The following is a 15196-nucleotide window of genomic DNA, read 5'->3' on the forward strand; positions in this document are numbered from 1 at the left end:
TAAAAGTAGTCAAATAGGTAAAGAGAGGGTACAACAGTGAAGTTTGTGCATTTACAATGTCAAACCGTTTTTAGTTTATTAAAAAGTGCTTGTAAAATTGATGAGCTTGTAGTCAGGGCGAAAGAACTTGGTTTTTCATCGCTGGCTATTACGGATGAAAATGTTATGTATGGCGTTATTCCGTTTTATAAAGCATGTAAGAAACATGGTATACAGCCTGTTATTGGATTAACCGCTTCTATTTTTAGTGAAGAAGAAGAAAAGTCTTATCCGCTTGTATTACTTGCTGAGAATGAAATAGGCTACCAAAATTTATTAAAGATTTCTAGCAGTATTATGACAAAATCCAAAGAAGGTATTCCTAAGAAGTGGCTTGCGCATTATGCGAAAGGATTAATTGCTATTTCACCAGGTAAAGATGGCGAAATTGAGCAATTATTACTAGAAGACAATGAGAGTCAGGCTGAAGAAGTAGCTCGCACATATCAAAATATGTTCGGCCATTTTTATATGAGTTTGCAGCATCATGCGATTCAAGATGAGTTGCTTTTACAAGAGAAACTACCTGAATTTATTAGTAGGGTTAATATTCCAGTCGTTGCAACAAACGATGTGCGCTATATCAATCAAAGTGACGCACTTGTTCACGAATGTTTACTATCTGTTGAAAGTGGAACGAAAATGACTGATCCAGATAGGCCGAGGCTGAAAACAGATCAATATTATTTAAAGTCATCGGATGAAATGGAAGCACTATTTTCCCATGCGCCGGAAGCAATCCAAAATACAATGAAAATTGCAGAGCGTTGCCAAGTAGAAATACCGTTCCATGTAAATCAACTTCCGAAGTTTCCTGTTTCGTCTAATGAAACGAGTGATATATACTTGCGTCGTGTTTGTGAAGAAGGTTTGCGGAAACGATATGGTGCGCCGAAAGAAGTGCATATAAAGCGTTTAAATCATGAATTAAATGTTATTTCTCGTATGGGATTTAGTGATTATTTCCTCATCGTATGGGATTTTATGAAGTATGCACATGAAAATCATATTTTAACAGGACCAGGTCGTGGATCGGCAGCTGGTTCACTCGTCTCATACGTATTAGAAATTACAGATATTGATCCGATTGAATACGATCTATTATTTGAAAGGTTTTTAAATCCTGAACGTGTGACGCTTCCCGATATTGATATTGATTTTCCAGACGTAAGACGTGATGAGATGATTCGCTATGTGAAAGATAAATACGGTCAGCTCCGTGTTGCGCAAATTGTAACGTTTGGTACGCTTGCAGCAAAAGCGGCAATTAGAGACATTGCCCGCGTAATGGGGCTTCCGCCGCGAGATATTGATATATTTTCAAAACTTATCCCATCAAAGCTTGGTATAACGTTAAAAGATGCATATGAAGAATCACAATCACTTCGTGAGTTTATACAAGGGAATCTTCTGCATGAGCGTGTGTTTGAAATCGCAAAACGTGTAGAAGGTTTACCACGTCATACGTCTATTCATGCGGCTGGCGTTATTATGAGTCAAGAACCGCTAACAGGCAGTGTAGCAATTCAAGAAGGACATAACGATGTTTATGTTACGCAATATCCAGCCGATGCGCTAGAAGAACTTGGGTTGCTTAAGATGGACTTTTTAGGATTACGTAATTTAACGTTACTTGAAAATATTGTAAAATTTATCGCGAACAAAACAGGGAAAGAAATCGATATAAGAAACTTACCTCTTCAAGATGAAAAGACGTTCCAATTATTAGGGAGAGGGGATACAACAGGTGTATTCCAGCTTGAGTCAGGTGGTATGCGAAATGTACTTCGCGGGTTAAAACCGAATGAGTTTGAAGATATCGTAGCTGTTAACTCATTATACAGACCGGGACCGATGGAACAGATACCGACCTTTATTGAATCGAAACATGGAAAAAGAAAAATTGAATATTTACATCCGGATTTAAAGCCAATTTTAGAAAGAACATACGGCGTCATTGTATACCAAGAACAAATTATGCAAATTGCATCGAAGTTAGCAGGGTTTTCGCTTGGTGAAGCAGATTTACTGCGCCGTGCAGTGAGTAAAAAGAATCGTGATATTTTAGATCAGGAACGTAAGCATTTTGTCCAAGGTTGTTTGCAAAATGGTTACGATGAGACGTCTGCTGAGAAAATTTACGATTTAATTGTAAGATTTGCGAATTACGGTTTTAACCGAAGTCACGCTGTAGCTTACAGTATGATCGGATATCAACTTGCCTACTTAAAAGCGAACTATACGCTGGAATTTATGACGGCACTATTATCAAGTGCAATTGGAAATGAAGATAAAATTGTACAGTATATACGAGAAACGAAGCGGAAAGGTTTTCACGTTTTGCCGCCGTCTCTTCAAAAAAGTGGTTACAACTTCCAAATAGAGGGGAATGCGATACGTTACAGTTTACTTTCGATTCGAAATATTGGAATGGCTACAGTGACGGCATTATTAGAAGAACGAGAGAAAAAAATGTTCGAAGATTTGTTTGAATTTTGTCTCCGTTTGCCGTCAAAGTTTGTAACGGAGCGCAATTTAGAAGCTTTCGTCTGGTCGGGATGTTTTGATGATTTTGGTGTTTCGAGAACGAATTTATGGAAAAGTATTAAAGGGGCATTAGAGTACGCGAATCTCGCACGTGATTTAGGAGATGCTGTTCCAAAATCAAAATACGTACAAGGAGAAGAGCTATCTTTTATTGAACAACTAAATAAAGAGAAAGAAGCACTTGGCTTTTATTTATCAAGTTATCCGACAGCGCAGTATGTAAAGTTAGCAAAAGAATTAGAAATTCCATCTCTCGCTCAGGCGATGCGACACAAGAAAAAAGTACAAAGAGCTATTGTGTATATAACAAGTGTGAGAGTGATTCGTACGAAAAAGTTTCAAAAGATGGCATTTATTACATTCTGTGATCAAAATGATGAAATGGAAGCAGTCCTCTTCCCGGAAACGTATATACATTTCTCGGACAAGTTACAAGAAGGAGCAATTGTTTTAGTTGACGGTACGATTGAGCTAAGAAATCATAAGCTGCAATGGATTGTAAATGGGCTATATCCGCTAGAGGAAATGGATGTTTATGAAGAAAAGAAAGACGCATCTGTTTACGTGAAATGGCCGTCTCAGTATGAGAAAAAGCTTTTAAATCAGGTTACGAAAATATTGTTCGACTATTCAGGTTTTGCGAAAGTACTAATTTATTATGAAAAGGAACATAAAATGGTACAATTATCTCGGAGTTTATCGATTCATCCAAGTGAAGAATGTTTAGGAGCACTTCGTGAAATTGTCGGGGAAGAAAATGTAGTTGTGAAAATATAATGGACAATTTCCCTACACTTCGATTATTATAGTAGTAGTGTTCGTGGTCAGACCACTTGGAGAAATTGATATCAGCAAGAATAATTTGAGGAGAGTGGATAGTTTGTCAACACTTCGTGAAGAAGCACTTCACATGCATAAAGTGCATCAAGGAAAATTAGAAACTGTATCAAAAGTAAAAGTAGAAAATGCAAAAGATTTAAGTCTTGCATATTCTCCAGGGGTTGCAGAACCTTGTAAAGAAATTTATGACGATAAAAGTAAGGTATATGAATATACGATGAAGGGAAATATGGTAGCAGTTGTGACAGACGGAACGGCTGTACTTGGTCTTGGTAACATTGGACCTGAAGCATCTCTTCCAGTAATGGAAGGTAAAGCTGTATTATTCAAGAGCTTTGCTGGTGTAGATGCATTCCCGATTGCCTTAAATACAAACGATGTAGATAAAATTGTTGAAACTGTAAAATTAATGGAGCCAACTTTTGGCGGCGTTAACTTAGAAGATATCGCAGCACCAAACTGCTTCATTATTGAAGAGCGTTTGAAAAAAGAAACAAATATTCCTATCTTCCATGATGATCAACACGGAACAGCTATCGTAACAGTAGCAGGTCTTGTAAATGCACTGAAATTAGTTGGAAAGAAAATGTCTGACATTAAAGTTGTCGCAAATGGCGCAGGTGCAGCAGGTATTGCAATTATTAAACTTTTATATCGCTATGGTGTACGCGACATTATTATGTGTGACCGTAAAGGGGCAATCTATGATGGTCGTCCTACAGGTATGAATCCGGTGAAGGATGAAGTTGCAAAATATACAAATAAGAATCGTATAGAAGGTTCTTTAGCTGATGTTGTACAAGGTGCGGACGTATTTATTGGTGTATCTGCAGAAGGTGCATTAACAGAAGAGATGGTTCGTACAATGAATGACAATGCGATTATTTTTGCAATGGCAAATCCAGTTCCAGAAATTATGCCAGAATTGGCAAAAGCAGCGGGCGCAGCTGTTGTTGGAACAGGTCGTTCTGACTTCCCGAACCAAGTAAATAATGTACTGGCGTTCCCTGGTATTTTCCGCGGTGCACTTGACGTACATGCGACACAAATTAACGAAGAAATGAAGATGGCAGCTGTACAGGCTATTGCTGAGCTTGTAGCAGAAGATGAGTTGAATGCAGACTATATCATTCCAGCACCATTTGACGCGCGTGTAGCGCCTCAAGTAGCGGCTTACGTTGCAAAAGCAGCAATGGAGACAGGAGTAGCTCGCCGTCAAGTAGATCCAAATGAGATCGCTGAAAAAACAAAACAATTAGCGCTGATTGGTAAAGAATAAGCGAGGAATTTCCATTGACATCATCAAATACAAAAGTATATCTCGAAATTGTAAAAAAAATCCGTTCCATTATGGAAGAGGATGGATTGGTAGCGGGGGATCGTTTGCCGTCTGAGCGCGAGTTAAGTTCACGCTTAAACGTAGGACGTTCCTCTGTAAGAGAAGCATTGCGTGCTTTAGAACTGGTAGGATTGATTGAAACGAGACGTGGTGAAGGGACGTTTATTCGAAACTTTTATGATAACGGTCTTGTACAATTAATTGCTCCGTTCTTACTGCAAGATGAGAAAACAATTCGTGATTTATTACAAACAAAACGATTGCTTGAGAAAGATATGATTCGAATTGTATGTAATTTACCGAAAGAAACGTTTTCTAAAGTACTAAGTAGATTACACCAAGTACTTGAAGAAAATGAAAGCTCAATCCCAACGCTTCATCAAACGTTCTTTAAAACACTTATTGAACAAGTCGATAATTATTTACTATATCGCATTTGGATGATCGTAAATGATTACGTAGCAACTCTTTCTTGTAAAGTTTCAAGAGATTCTATCGATATGTATAGAAAGCTTTATGCTACTTTGGAAGAAAAACAAGAAAATGATGCACTAAAAATTTACGATGAATTAGTAGAGAATATACAGTTTCACTCGTAATGTATAAAATTTGTCGAAATGACCATGACACGTTATGACAAACATTCTACCGCGTAGCGGTTAAAGTTAAACGTAAAGAGTGAGGTTATTAGACAGATTGAGAAGATAAGGCTAACATCAAACTTTGGTGTTAGCCCCATTTTCTTCTTACGCTAACCTTAGCTCTCAACGAAGGGGGTCAAATTGTGCTAAGAGATTTATTCGTGAAAAAGAAAAAGTACGCTGCAATACCTTCAGAACAAGTACGAAAAGATGTACCAGATGGCGTTATGACAAAATGTCCGGAATGTAAAAAAATCATGTATACGAAAGAACTTCTAAAAAATTTAAAAGTATGTGTGAATTGTGGATATCATCATCCTATGAATGCATGGGAACGTCTTGATAGTATATTGGACGAAGGGTCATTCCGTGAGTATGACAAAGAAATGGTTTCATTAAATCCACTCGAGTTTCCAGGTTATGAAGAGAAACTAGAGAGCGATCGTAAGAAGACTGAATTGAACGAAGCGGTTGTAACTGGTGAAGGAACAATTGATGACATGCTTGTTGTTGTTGCAGTAATGGATTCTCGTTTTCGAATGGGGAGCATGGGCTCTGTAGTAGGAGAAAAAATCGCCCGTGCGGTTGAAAAGGCGTACGACTTACAAGTTCCATTTATTATCTTTACTGCTTCGGGTGGTGCCCGTATGCAAGAAGGGATATTAAGTTTAATGCAAATGGCAAAAACAAGCGTAGCTTTGAAAAAGCATAGTAATGCAGGAGGGTTATTTATTTCTGTTATGACTCACCCAACGACGGGCGGGGTTTCAGCGAGTTTCGCTTCACTTGGTGATTATAATCTTGCAGAACCAGGTGCACTTATCGGATTTGCTGGTAGACGTGTAATTGAACAAACGGTGCGTGAGAAACTACCGGAAGATTTCCAAACGGCAGAATTCTTACTAGATCATGGTCAATTAGATGCGGTGGTGCATCGTGATGATATGAGAGAATCGCTTCGCAAGATTTTAGAAGTTCATCAAGGAGGGGAATTGGCTGTATGGCAGAGCTAGAATTTGAAAAACCAGTTGTTGAGCTAAGAAATAAGATTCGTGAACTGAAAGACTATACGAAAAACAGCCAGATGGACTTCAGTGAGGAGATTCGTATTTTGGAAGAAAAGCTAGAAAATTTAGAGGAAGATATATACGGCAATCTAAAAGTATGGGACCGTGTTCAAATTGCTCGTCATGCAGAACGACCGACAACGCTCGATTATATTGAGCACTTATTTACTGATTTTTTCGAATGTCATGGAGATCGTCTATTTGGCGATGATGCAGCGATTGTCGGCGGCATTGCGAAATATAAAGGGATGCCTGTAACTGTAATTGGGCATCAGCGCGGAAAAGATACGAAAGAAAATATTCGCCGTAACTTTGGAATGCCTCATCCAGAAGGATATCGAAAAGCACTGCGTCTCATGAAACAAGCGGAAAAGTTTAATCGTCCTATTATTTGTTTCATCGATACGAAGGGAGCTTATCCTGGTAAAGCAGCTGAAGAACGTGGACAAAGTGAAGCTATTGCCCGCAACCTATTTGAGATGGCAGGTTTAACGGTACCAGTTATTTGTATCGTTATCGGTGAAGGCGGTAGTGGTGGTGCGCTAGGTCTTGGAGTAGGAGATTACATTCATATGCTAGAAAATTCCACTTATTCTGTTATTACACCAGAGGGTGCAGCGGCAATTCTTTGGAAAGATGCAGGAAAAGCAAAGGAAGCTGCAGAAGCAATGAAAATTACAGCAGCAGATTTGAAAGAATTAGGTGTAATTGATGAAATTATTCCAGAGGCAAAAGGTGGAGCTCACCGTAATCTTTTAAAACAGTCAGAAAATATAGACTTAATGATTAGAAAAACTTTTGAACAATTAAACGGAATTTCGAAAGATGAATTAATCGAAAAACGTTATGAAAAATATATGAAAATTGGGCAAGTTTCGTTTTCAAACGCTTCCATTGGGATAAAATAAGAAAAGCGTGCGTTCCTCTTCGCGAATGCACGTTTTTATTATGAAAAGACACATCTTCTCCATTGTGTTTTTATATTTTTTCGTGTTATTTTATTATAAGGCAAATAATCTTTATGAGGTGAGTACAAATGAAACGTATTGGTGTATTAACAAGTGGTGGAGATTCACCTGGTATGAATGCTGCCATTCGTGCAGTTGTTCGTAAAGCGATTTTCCATGATATTGAAGTATATGGTATTTACCATGGATACGCTGGATTAATTTCTGGTCACATTGAAAAATTAGAACTTGGTTCTGTTGGCGATATTATCCACCGCGGTGGTACGAAATTATATACAGCAAGATGTCCTGAGTTTAAAGACCCAGAAGTACGACTAAAAGGTATCGAGCAATTAAAGAAACATGGTATCGAAGGACTTGTTGTTATTGGTGGAGATGGTTCTTACCAAGGCGCTAAAAAATTAACTGAACAAGGATTCCCATGTGTTGGTGTACCAGGTACAATCGACAATGATATCCCTGGAACAGACTTCACAATTGGTTTCGATACAGCTTTAAACACTGTTATTGATGCAATTGATAAAATCCGTGACACAGCTACATCTCATGAACGTACATATGTTATCGAAGTAATGGGACGTCACGCTGGTGATATCGCATTATGGGCTGGTTTAGCTGATGGTGCAGAAACAATATTAATTCCAGAAGAAGAGTATGACATGGATGATGTTATCGCTCGTCTGAAGCGTGGTAGTGAACGTGGTAAAAAACACAGTATTATCGTTGTAGCTGAAGGTGTTGGAAGTGCAATTGACATTGGTAAGCACATTGAAGAAGCAACAAACTTTGATACTCGTGTAACTGTATTAGGTCACGTACAACGTGGCGGATCACCAAGTGCACAAGACCGTGTATTAGCAAGTCGTCTTGGCGCAAGAGCAGTTGAATTATTAATTGCTGGTAGAGGTGGACGTTGTGTAGGTATTCAAGATAACAAACTTGTTGATCATGATATTATCGAAGCGTTAGCTCAAAAGCATACAATCGATAAAGATATGTATCAATTATCTAAAGAATTATCCATCTAATCGGCGTAATGTCGGATATTTGGGAACGGTTTCATAATTTTCGGAGGTGCAATATGCGTAAAACTAAAATTGTATGTACAATAGGTCCTGCTAGTGAAAGTATTGAAAAATTAGAGCAATTAATTGAAGCAGGTATGAACGTTGCTCGTTTAAACTTCTCTCATGGTAGCCATGAAGAGCACGGAGCTCGTATTAAAAACATTCGTGAAGCTTCAAAGAAAACTGGTAAAACAGTTGGTATCTTACTTGATACAAAAGGTCCAGAAATCCGTACTCACGACTTCGTAGACGGACAAGCTGAGCTTGTAACAGGTGCAGAAGTAGTTCTTTCTACTGAGCAAGTATTAGGTACTGCAGAGAAGTTCTCTGTATCTTATGCTGGTCTTTATGACGATGTAGACCCAGGTTCTCGCATTCTAATCGATGACGGTCTTATCGAACTAGAAGTAATCGAAAAAGCTGATGGAAACATCCGTACAAAAGTTCTTAACAGCGGAACTGTAAAAAATAAAAAAGGTGTTAACGTACCAAACGTAAGCATTAAGCTTCCTGGTATCACTGAAAAAGACGTAAAAGATATCATCTTCGGTATCGAGCAAAAAGTTGATTTCATCGCAGCTTCATTCGTACGTAAAGCGTCTGACGTATTAGAAATCCGTGAATTATTAGAAGAGCATGGCGCTCAATACATCCAAATCGTACCGAAAATCGAAAACCAAGAAGGTATCGACAACATCGATTCAATCTTAGAAGTTTCTGACGGTTTAATGGTAGCTCGTGGTGATATGGGTGTAGAAATTCCACCAGAAGAAGTACCATTAGTACAAAAACGTCTAATCAAAAAATGTAACGTGTTAGGTAAACCAGTTATTACTGCGACACAAATGTTAGACTCTATGCAACGCAACCCACGTCCAACTCGTGCGGAAGCAAGTGACGTAGCTAACGCAATCTTCGATGGTACAGATGCAATCATGCTTTCAGGTGAAACAGCTGCTGGTCAATACCCAGTAGAAGCAGTAACAATGATGGCTAACATTGCAGTACGTGTTGAAAAATCATTACAATACGAAGATATGTTCAAAAAACGTATTAAAGAGTTCACTCCAACAATTACAGATGCAATTAGCCAATCTGTTGCGCATACAGCACTTGCTCTTGATGTAGCTGCAATCGTAGCTCCAACAGAAAGTGGGCATACTGCGAAAATGATCTCTAAATACCGTCCAAAATCTCCAATCGTAGCTGTAACATCTGACGAGCAAGTAGGGCGTCGTCTTGCACTTGTTTGGGGTGTACAAGCATTTATGGCTGAGAAGCGCGCAGCTTCAACTGACGAAATGTTAGATACAGCAATTCAAACAGGTATGGATGCAGGTCTAATCGGCCTTGGAGATACTGTAGTAATTACTGCTGGTGTTCCAGTTGCTGAAACTGGTACAACAAACTTAATGAAAATCCACGTTGTTGGTGAAGAAGTTGCTAAAGGACAAGGAATCGGTCGTAAAGCTGCAAAAGGTAAAGTAGTTGTAGCAAAAACAGCTGCTGAAGCTGTAGCGAACGTAAACGAAGGTGATATCCTTGTTACAACAAGCACTGATAAAGATATGATTCCTGCAATCGAAAAAGCTGCTGCTTTAGTTGTAGAAGAAGGTGGCTTAACAAGCCATGCTGCTGTTGTAGGCGTATCAATCGGTATTCCTGTTATCGTTGGTGTAAACGGCGTAACAGCAACTTTAAAAAATGGCCAAGAAGTAACAGTTGATGCAGCACGCGGAATTGTTTATAATGGACATGCGGAAGTGCTATAAGTAATACGGAGAGAAGGATCGGAGTCCTTCTCTTTTTTTTACACAAAAACGAGATAGAATTAGCTTAAAACGCCTAGAATTGCTTTTAAAAGCTGTTTGTTATGGGTTTTAATATGAAAGGGTATTATATTTCATATGATGTATATAGGCGTTGTGAGGGCGTTAAAAGTGAGTTGTGAGAGAGGTGTAGAACTATGAAGTGGTTACTATTCTTGTTTATTTTAATACCGGCGATTGAGATTACGGTCTTAATCGGATCAAGTCATGTAATAGGTTTATGGTCTACGTTCGCTATGATTGTATTTACAGGTGTAGTAGGTGTGTATTTGGCGAAAAGACAAGGATTTAAAGTGCTTGGAGAGATTCAATCTAAGTTGAATAGAGGGGAAATGCCAGGTGAGGCAGTACTAGATGGTATTTTTGTATTTGTAGGAGGTATTCTCTTAGTGCTTCCTGGTTATGTGACAGATGTGCTAGGGTTTATCTGCGTAATCCCTATTACGAGAGCTTTATTGAAGCCGCTTGTTATGAAGTGGATGGAATGGAAGTTTAGAAAGAACTCTACTATTATCATTCAGAAGTAGCGCTTAGATTATAACGATCTAAGTGCTATTTTTTTGTCTTGTAAGAGGGGAGGAACTTTCTGATTGAAGCTTTGCTTTACCGCGTTATTTGTAGGGTGTGGAATTTCTATCTCAAAGCTGGGATGCTCGTAAGTGTTTGATGTGGGGGGATGAACGAAACGTCCGCTTATTATATTTGCTATATAATTTTCGTTTGAACTCTTGTTGTGCTTCGATTAAACGTGTGATTTTTTAGTGCTATTAATTTGGATGAATAAGATGGTGCGAAATGCAGCCAAATTAAAGTTTTGCTTTCGTATATAAAGGAGCGATGGGTGTAAAGAATTAATATAAAAGGTGGGGATTGTTAGTTGAAGCCTTATTTTATGCCGTTTTGTATATTTATTCATTTACATAAAAAGTAATAAATGTAAGTAATAATTATAGGTAAAATAGAATAAAAATGTATTTTTAGCTACAATATGTGTTTTTTTATGCAAAAAAACAAGAGGATTATCCTGTTTCTGGGTAATTCTCTTGTTGCGTGTGAGTAGTGTGGAAAATAGGTAAAAGGAATAATCAGTGGGAATTTCCCACTGATTATAGCTTGATTTTTTGTATGAATTAGAAACTGTTATTTTGAAGGTGAACCTTTAATATATTTCCACAAGTCATGGAAGACATTAGCTTTGTGTAATGTATTAAGTAGTACTAAGGTGACTGGACCGATGATTAATCCTAAAAAGCCAAAAAGCTTAAAGCCGACAAATAGAGCGACGAGTGTTGCTAATGGATCGAGACCGATGTTAGATGAAAGTACTTTCGGCTCCATAATTTGTCTTTGGACAATCACGACGATGTATAAAATGAGAAGGCCAATGGCGAATGCGGTATCGCCAGTGAAAAATACGTATATAACCCACGGAACGAAGACCGCGCCTGTTCCTAAATAGGGTAGTAAATCTACAACTCCTGTAATAATCGCAATAGTAATGGCGTATGGTACGCGTAATATTAAAAGTCCGATCAGTACAATAACGGTTGTCATAGATACGAGTGTAAGTTGTGCTTTCACAAAACCAAACAAAGCTTTTCTTAAATCGACAAAAATAGTTTTTCCGTATCCATGTACACGATTCGGTAGCAAATTTCTTGCTTTCTGAGCAAGACGGTGCCAATCGTAACTAATGAAGAAAGTGGCTAATAAAATGAATACAAGGACAGTTAACGTTGTTGGCAGTGCACTAATGAAATTCGTTAACCCACTTATAATGGCGGTTAAAAGTTCTTTCATTTGTGTTGTTGCTTCTGTTCCTAAGTTTTGGATGTTTTGTGTAATTGTATAGCGCTGTGGTTCTCCAAGATGATTAAATTTAGAGATTAAATCATCGTAGAGAGGCATAATATGATTAAGTGCAAATTGCTGAGCGAATGTAACGATATCCGGAAACTTTACTGTAACAAGTTGGAGTAAGTATGTTGTGGCAGATATTGCTTCAGTCACAAGATATGTAACAAGTCCAACGATAGCTCCAAATACGAGAATTAAGCTAACGAGTACTGCTAGTGCGCGAGGAAATTGTAGTTTTTGATTAAGGAAATTGACGACAGGATTAATCAAATAAGCAAATGCAAAAGCGATAATAAAAGGATAGATAAGCCCTGACATGTATAGTAATACATAGAACCCAGCTATCGTTGCTACAATGACAAATATGAGTCGCAATATCATATATAGTAAGTTTCGGTTCAAAGATGTATACCTCCCATTCCGATTTGGATTATCCTAATTCGTTCAACTTATAACTAGCGTGCTCTGCTGATTAAAGTCTCACTTTATCGGCAGTAAATCTCCCGCCAAAGCCCAATTGGTGAAGGTCAATAATCAGCGGAAGATGCCCAACTGATTAAAGTTTTACTTTATGTTATAGTGGAATGATGGATTTAACCTGCTTTTTTCGGTATATGAATAGCTGTGAAAGCCTATTGGTGATGCTTCTACTATATGGTAAAAACTTCATTTTCTCTTCTTTTTATTTTACCTGTTTCTAATTAGAAAAGAAAGAAGAGACGCCCGTTTTTTAAAATGTATACATGCTTAAATTTTGATGGTGAAAGTCTCAGTTTTTCATTTTAAAATACATAAAAAATGAAGTGATTCATGTTGGATAGGCATCGATATAGCATGTATAACGATAGGTTTAAAGGTATTTTTGTTTGGAAATGAGTTCATTATTTTCAGAAAGGAAGTGCAAACATGATTAGTCAGTCAACGTTATTTTTATTCATACTACTTATTATAGGACTTATTGCTAAAAACCAATCGCTTACTGTAGCTATTGGTGTGTTATTTCTATTGAAGTTTACGTTTTTAGGAGATAAGGTCTTTCCTTATTTACAAACGAAAGGAATTAACCTAGGTGTAACGGTCATTACAATAGCGGTGCTCGTACCGATTGCGACGGGGGAAATAGGTTTTAAACAACTTGGAGAAGCGGCGAAATCGTATTATGCGTGGATTGCTTTAGCTTCAGGTGTAGCGGTCGCTTTGTTAGCGAAAGGCGGCGTACAATTGTTGACAACGGATCCTCATATTACAACTGCGCTTGTTTTTGGGACAATTATAGCGGTTGCGTTATTTAATGGGGTTGCTGTTGGTCCGTTAATTGGGGCTGGAATTGCCTATGCGGTTATGAGTATTATACAAATGTTTAAATAAGGAATTTTATAGTAATATAAAATTTTTGAATTCTTTCTGTTCACAAAAGTCAGATAATTGTTTATAATAGGATTAGAAACTTTGAAAAGTTACATAACAGCAGAGACTTTACACCAGATAAAATAAAAACAACATAAAACAATTTTATAATGATATTGTTTTATGTTGTTTTTATCATAAAACTCTTCGGAATGTATTTTCCTCACTAACTTGTTGTTTTGAGCGTGAGGATTCGGGGAGACATTCACGCTCATGCTTTCCATGTAAACAATGGACAATAAGAGGGGAACATCGCAACAAATTTGCATGATCGTGCATTTTGCTTGCCTAAAGAGTGAACGGGCGTTCATAATTCATAAGGGGAGCAAATAGATATAAGGAGCAAGGTTGGGAGAATTTTCAGGAAAAGGAGAGAATGTCATGACTGTTATTCGAGGTTTAGAAGGGGTAGTAGCAACAACATCATCTGTGAGCTCTATTATTGATGATACATTAACTTATGTTGGGTATAATATTGATGATTTAGCTGAGAATGCTACGTTTGAAGAAGTAGTGTACTTATTATGGCACCGCAAGCTTCCTAATGAAAAAGAACTAGCGGAATTTAATGAAATTGTATCTGAATACTATAAAGTTCCAGGTGAGATTTTAACATATTTGAAACAAGTAGATTTAAAAATTGCACATCCGATGTCTGTTTTACGAACTGCGATTTCCATGCTATCATTATACGATGAGAGCGCTGAAATTATGGATGAAAAGTCTAATTATTTGAAAGCGGTTAAATTACAGGCTCAAGTGGGAACTTTAGTTGCTGCTTACGCGAGAATCCGTAAAGGTTTAGATATTGTTGAGCCAAGAAAAGATTTATCATTAGCTGCAAACTTCTTGTACATGTTAAATGATCGCGAGCCAAATGAAGTTGAAATTGAAGCTTTTGATAAGGCGCTTGTACTTCATGCGGATCATGAGTTAAACGCTTCTACATTTACTGCACGTGTTTGCGTAGCTACACTTTCAGATGTATATTCTGGTATTACAGCAGCAATCGGTGCGTTGAAAGGTCCTCTTCACGGTGGGGCGAATGAAAATGTAATGAAGATGTTAACTGAAATTGGCGAAGAAGAAAATGTAGAATCATATATTCATAATGCTCTTCAAAATAAAGTGAAAATCATGGGATTTGGTCACCGTGTGTATGAGCAAGGTGATCCGCGTGCAAAACACTTACGTGAAATGTCTAAGAGATTATGCGTGCTTTTAGGAGAAGACAAATGGTATAATATGTCTATCAAAATTGAAGACATTGTAACAAAAGAAAAAGGTCTTCCACCAAATGTTGATTTCTATTCAGCTTCTGTATACCATTGTTTAGGAATTGACCATGACTTATTTACACCTATTTTTGCAATTAGCCGTATGTCAGGCTGGTTAGCTCATATTCTAGAACAATATGAAAATAACCGTTTAATCCGTCCGCGTGCTGATTATAATGGACCAACGCATCAAGTGTATGTTCCAATCGCACAAAGATAAGCAAAAAACACTATTTCGATAGTGAAAATACGCTTTCAAAAGTCTGATTTTTTCGGAAAGATGTAATGATTAGAATATTTTAATTTGACTAACGGTTT

General features: G+C 37.7%; 11 protein-coding genes. 10 read left to right on the top strand and 1 reads right to left on the bottom strand.

What is annotated here, in order from left to right; all coding sequences use genetic code 11:
• Window positions 1-36 precede the first annotated feature (36 nt).
• The 8 genes from dnaE to ACTJJY_RS12850 all read left to right on the top strand — a co-directional run bounded on the left by dnaE (window position 37) and on the right by ACTJJY_RS12850 (window position 10864).
• On the top strand, window positions 37-3363 hold the full coding sequence (dnaE, locus tag ACTJJY_RS12815; protein WP_440605657.1) for a DNA polymerase III subunit alpha: 3327 nt from the start codon (window positions 37-39) through the stop codon (window positions 3361-3363).
• A gap of 133 nt (window positions 3364-3496) precedes the next feature.
• The gene (locus tag ACTJJY_RS12820) at window positions 3497-4705 is read left to right on the top strand and encodes an NAD(P)-dependent malic enzyme (RefSeq protein WP_161114790.1); all 1209 of its coding nucleotides are present in this window, start codon (window positions 3497-3499) and stop codon (window positions 4703-4705) included.
• Between the two features lie 14 nt (window positions 4706-4719).
• Entirely contained in the window at window positions 4720-5364 is a 645-nt protein-coding gene (locus ACTJJY_RS12825; protein WP_000204444.1) for a FadR/GntR family transcriptional regulator, read from the top strand.
• Window positions 5365-5549: 185 nt separating this feature from the next.
• A complete protein-coding gene (gene accD, locus ACTJJY_RS12830) occupies window positions 5550-6419 on the top strand; it encodes an acetyl-CoA carboxylase, carboxyltransferase subunit beta (protein ID WP_000942855.1) in 870 nt (289 codons plus the stop codon).
• Complete coding sequence (accA, locus tag ACTJJY_RS12835; protein ID WP_000818801.1) at window positions 6407-7381, top strand: acetyl-CoA carboxylase carboxyl transferase subunit alpha; 975 nt, start codon at window positions 6407-6409, stop codon at window positions 7379-7381. The genes accD and accA overlap by 13 nt, the downstream gene beginning before the upstream one ends.
• Before the next feature lie 128 nt (window positions 7382-7509).
• Window positions 7510-8469: a 6-phosphofructokinase gene (gene pfkA, locus ACTJJY_RS12840; protein ID WP_000821158.1), complete on the top strand. Its 960-nt coding sequence runs from the start codon at window positions 7510-7512 to the stop codon at window positions 8467-8469.
• Window positions 8470-8522: 53 nt separating this feature from the next.
• Window positions 8523-10280: a pyruvate kinase gene (gene pyk, locus ACTJJY_RS12845; protein ID WP_001232667.1), complete on the top strand. Its 1758-nt coding sequence runs from the start codon at window positions 8523-8525 to the stop codon at window positions 10278-10280.
• Between the two features lie 194 nt (window positions 10281-10474).
• Window positions 10475-10864 carry an FxsA family protein gene (locus ACTJJY_RS12850; protein ID WP_000871631.1) on the top strand — a complete coding sequence of 130 codons (390 nt, stop codon included), beginning with the start codon at window positions 10475-10477 and terminating at the stop codon, window positions 10862-10864.
• Window positions 10865-11477: 613 nt separating this feature from the next.
• Here the strand turns inward: ACTJJY_RS12850 and ytvI are convergent.
• Window positions 11478-12596, bottom strand: a complete 1119-nt coding sequence (ytvI, locus tag ACTJJY_RS12855) for a sporulation integral membrane protein YtvI (RefSeq protein ID WP_440605658.1) — start codon at window positions 12594-12596, stop codon at window positions 11478-11480.
• Between the two features lie 504 nt (window positions 12597-13100).
• Between ytvI and ACTJJY_RS12860 the strand changes: the two genes are divergently transcribed.
• Together ACTJJY_RS12860 and citZ are read left to right on the top strand one after the other, a co-directional pair.
• Window positions 13101-13562, top strand: a complete 462-nt coding sequence (locus ACTJJY_RS12860) for a DUF441 domain-containing protein (RefSeq protein WP_000625507.1) — start codon at window positions 13101-13103, stop codon at window positions 13560-13562.
• 387 nt (window positions 13563-13949) lie between these two features.
• Window positions 13950-15098, top strand: a complete 1149-nt coding sequence (citZ, locus tag ACTJJY_RS12865; protein ID WP_000503651.1) for a citrate synthase — start codon at window positions 13950-13952, stop codon at window positions 15096-15098.
• Window positions 15099-15196 lie beyond the last annotated feature (98 nt).

Source organism: Bacillus sp. 22475 (assembly GCF_052044835.1).
GTDB classification, from domain to species: Bacteria; Bacillota; Bacilli; order Bacillales; family Bacillaceae_G; genus Bacillus_A; species Bacillus_A cereus.

Excerpts from the sequence above, each read along its gene's own strand:
- pyk (WP_001232667.1), top strand. The coding sequence starts at position 8,523 with ATGCGTAAAACTAAAATTGTATGTACAATAGGTCCTGCTAGTGAAAGT.
- ACTJJY_RS12860 (WP_000625507.1), top strand. The coding sequence starts at position 13,101 with ATGATTAGTCAGTCAACGTTATTTTTATTCATACTACTTATTATAGGA.
- accA (WP_000818801.1), top strand. The coding sequence starts at position 6,407 with ATGGCAGAGCTAGAATTTGAAAAACCAGTTGTTGAGCTAAGAAATAAG.
- pfkA (WP_000821158.1), top strand. The coding sequence starts at position 7,510 with ATGAAACGTATTGGTGTATTAACAAGTGGTGGAGATTCACCTGGTATG.
- ACTJJY_RS12850 (WP_000871631.1), top strand. The coding sequence starts at position 10,475 with ATGAAGTGGTTACTATTCTTGTTTATTTTAATACCGGCGATTGAGATT.
- ACTJJY_RS12820 (WP_161114790.1), top strand. The coding sequence starts at position 3,497 with ATGCATAAAGTGCATCAAGGAAAATTAGAAACTGTATCAAAAGTAAAA.